Here is a 3148-nt window from a genome sequence, read left to right as displayed (position 1 = left end):
ACAAATGCTAAGCCTTATAACGAATTTTTAGATAATATAATTCGTAATAAGAACTTTATGTATTCTTCATTTTCGAGATTTGATAATTATTCGATGATTGATTATTTGAAGCAAAATGGCTTGGAAACAGTAGTTGAAGATAATATGAAAGTATTTCCTAAGTCTATGAAGTCTTCTGATGTAATTGCCCTGTTTAAAAGCTTATTAGCTGAAAAGGGAGTTAACTTTATAGGAAACTGTAGGGTTGATAGTGTAGAAAAAACCTACAAATTTGTCGTAAAAACTGATCGACAAATATATAAATTTGATTATGTTATCATAGCAACTGGTGGGGTAACTTATCCCGTAACTGGCTCAACTGGTGATGGATACAAGTTTGCTCAAAAATTCAACCACAACATTATTAAACAAGTTCCTTCAATAGCCCCTTTGTATATAGAAGATAAGGTAAATATAAGAGCTTTAAACCTCGAAGGAGTTTGTCTTGGGGTTAAGACTGATAAAGAAACTTATTTTTCTAATGGAAACCTACTAATTACCAGAAATTTCTTAACTGGGCCTCTTGCTTTAAACATTCAAGCTAGAGCTTGCAGGGATAGAATTGAAAAAATATGGATAGATTTGTTCCCAGACAAAACCACAAAAGACTTGGAGGAAGAATTTGTAAAACTTTTAACGAATAATTCAAAGAAAAATATTAGTAACATTCTTAAAGAAATAATAAATGAATCTTTGGGAGCATATATTTTGGATATGGGAAATATATCAAAAGATAAAAAGGCTAACCAAATTACTAGGAATGAGAGAAACTTATTAGTAAATAAGCTAAAGGAGCTAACTTTCACCTACAAAGAAAATATGAATTTCAATAATGCAGTCGTAACAAGTGGTGGTGTTGATGTCAAGGAAGTAAATCCTAAAACTATGGAATCTAAGTTAGTAGAAGGTTTGTTCTTTATCGGAGAAATTCTTGATGTTGATGGCCTAACAGGTGGATTTAATTTACAAATTGCTTTTACGAGTGCTTATGTAGCGAGTCTTGGTATTAAGGAGAAAATATGACTTATATAATTGCACTTGACGGCCCAAGTGGTTCTGGAAAATCAACTATTGCTGAAAAACTTGCAGAAAAATTGGGGATTGAATACCTAAATACTGGTTCTATGTATAGGGCTGTAACTAAGTATTTTTTGGATAGAGGTATAAAGGAAGACAATATAGAAAATATAAATAAGAGTTTAGAGGACATTAAATTGAGTCTTGTAGGAGGCGAAATTTTCCTAAATGGAGTTGATGTTAGTAAGGAATTAAGAAGTGATAATGTTACAAAAAACGTATCTTGGGTCTCTGCTAATAAAAATGTGAGGGAAAATCTAGTTCACCTTCAAAGGGAAATTGCTAAAAATACTTCGTTCATACTAGATGGAAGAGATATAGGTACGGTTGTATTCCCAAACGCTAAATATAAGTTTTATCTTACTGCTTCACCTAGGGTAAGAGCTATGAGAAGGTTTGAACAAAATGAGTCGAATCTAAGTCTTGATGAACTTGAAAAAGCAATAATAGCAAGGGATGAGTATGATTCTACAAGAAAAATTTCACCACTAAGGAAGGCTGATGATGCTATATTGATAGATAATTCAGAAATGAACATCCAAGAGACAATTGATGCTATAATTTCTAAGGTGGATGAGTAGTATGTTTTATAATATAGCTGTTATTGTATTTAAAATAATATTTTTTCCTTTGTATAGGATAAAAGTATCCGGCCTTGAAAATATTGGTAGGGATGATAGAATTATAGTTTGTGCGAATCATAAGTCTATGTTAGATCCTATTTTTTTAGCTATAAGTTTGCCTAGAATCCTTTATTTTATGGGCAAGAAAGAAATATTTGAAGTTCCGATATTAAAAAATATAGCAAGATCACTTGGAGCTTTTCCTGTTGACAGATTTGGAAGAGATTTGAAAGCATTAAGACATTCTGTAGCATTGATAAATGATAACAAGACATTAGGAATATTTCCTGAGGGGACTAGAGTAAAAAACGTTAATAGAGAAAATGTTAAAGATGGGGTTGCCTTTATAGCTTTAAAAGCAAAGGCAGATATCCTACCAGTAGAGATAATATCATCTTATAAATTTTTTAGGAAAACAGAAATACAAATAAAAGCTAAAATTAAAGTTGATGAATTTTTATCAATGAAAAATAAAGATGCTATGAAATTGATGACAGACGAGATTTTTGGAAAAATATATGAAAATCATACAATTGTAGAAAGCGAGAGTAAATGGAAATAATAATTGCAGATTATTCAGGTTTTTGTGGAGGAGTAAGAAGGTCTGTTGACCTTGCTAATAAGGCGATAGAAGAAAATGAAATATCTTACTCAGTAGGTCCTCTAATCCACAACCCCCAATTAGTTAGTAAACTTGAAGGAGAAGGGCTTAAAGTTTTGAGTAAGGAAGAGGCTGAAGGAATTAAGAATTCAACTGTTCTAATCAGAGCTCATGGAGAAAGTGCAAAATTTAAAGACAAGCTTATAGAAAATGGTAATGAACTTTTAGATGCAACTTGCCCTGTCCTAATGAATATATATAAGAAAATAGTAGAGAAAGAAAAAGAGGGATACAAAGTTGTTATAGTTGGAGATAAAACACATCCAGAAATAATTGCTATGGAATCTTTTCTAAATGATGGTATAATTATATCAGATGAGACTGAAGCAAAAAATATAAAAGGTAATGGAAAGCTCTATGTTGTTAGTCAAACTACAAATAGACTTGATTATTTTTATGATATTGCTAACAAGTTAAAAGATAATAATGATAGTGTAGTAATAGAAAACACAATATGTAAAGCAACTGAAAATAGGCAACAAGCAGCCAAATCCTTAGCTAAGGAAGTTGATTGCATGATTGTAGCTGGTGGTTTTAATAGTTCTAATACAAACAAGTTATATCAAGTAGCTGGTATGTATTGTAAAAATGTTTTTAGGATTGAAACTGTTAAAGATCTACCTTTGCAAAAGCTCTCTAAATTTAAAAAAGTTGGTATAATCGCAGGTGCCTCTACACCTGATGAGATTATCGAGGAGGTAGTAAGTAGTATGGATGAATTCACAAAAGAAGAATTTATGAACAGTCT

Annotated in this window: 4 protein-coding genes; all 4 read left to right on the top strand. The window is 31.3% G+C overall.

Annotated features, from left to right (window positions below; all coding sequences use genetic code 11):
- Positions 1–1062, top strand: a 1062-nt coding sequence (locus Q0W95_RS07790; protein ID WP_297791549.1) for an aminoacetone oxidase family FAD-binding enzyme, incomplete at its 5' end; no start/stop codon positions are given.
- On the top strand, positions 1059–1697 hold the full coding sequence (gene cmk / locus Q0W95_RS07785) for a (d)CMP kinase (protein WP_297791547.1): 639 nt from the start codon (positions 1059–1061) through the stop codon (positions 1695–1697). The genes Q0W95_RS07790 and cmk, both read left to right, overlap by 4 nt.
- Before the next feature lies 1 nt (position 1698).
- Positions 1699–2301 carry a lysophospholipid acyltransferase family protein gene (locus Q0W95_RS07780; RefSeq protein WP_297791545.1) on the top strand — a complete coding sequence of 201 codons (603 nt, stop codon included), beginning with the start codon at positions 1699–1701 and terminating at the stop codon, positions 2299–2301.
- The coding region (gene ispH, locus Q0W95_RS07775) for a 4-hydroxy-3-methylbut-2-enyl diphosphate reductase (protein ID WP_297791543.1) at positions 2292–3148 on the top strand (857 nt) is incomplete at its 3' end. The genes Q0W95_RS07780 and ispH, both read left to right, overlap by 10 nt.

It is taken from the genome of uncultured Anaerococcus sp., from assembly GCF_947253225.1.
Lineage (GTDB): Bacteria > Bacillota > Clostridia > Tissierellales > Peptoniphilaceae > Anaerococcus.
Note: the sequence above shows the minus strand (reverse complement) of the source record. Positions and strands in the feature narration are given on the sequence as shown.

Bases quoted from the DNA above. Each gene is read 5' to 3' on its own strand.
- cmk (WP_297791547.1), top strand. From the start codon at position 1,059: ATGACTTATATAATTGCACTTGACGGCCCAAGTGGTTCTGGAAAATCA.
- Q0W95_RS07780 (WP_297791545.1), top strand. From the start codon at position 1,699: ATGTTTTATAATATAGCTGTTATTGTATTTAAAATAATATTTTTTCCT.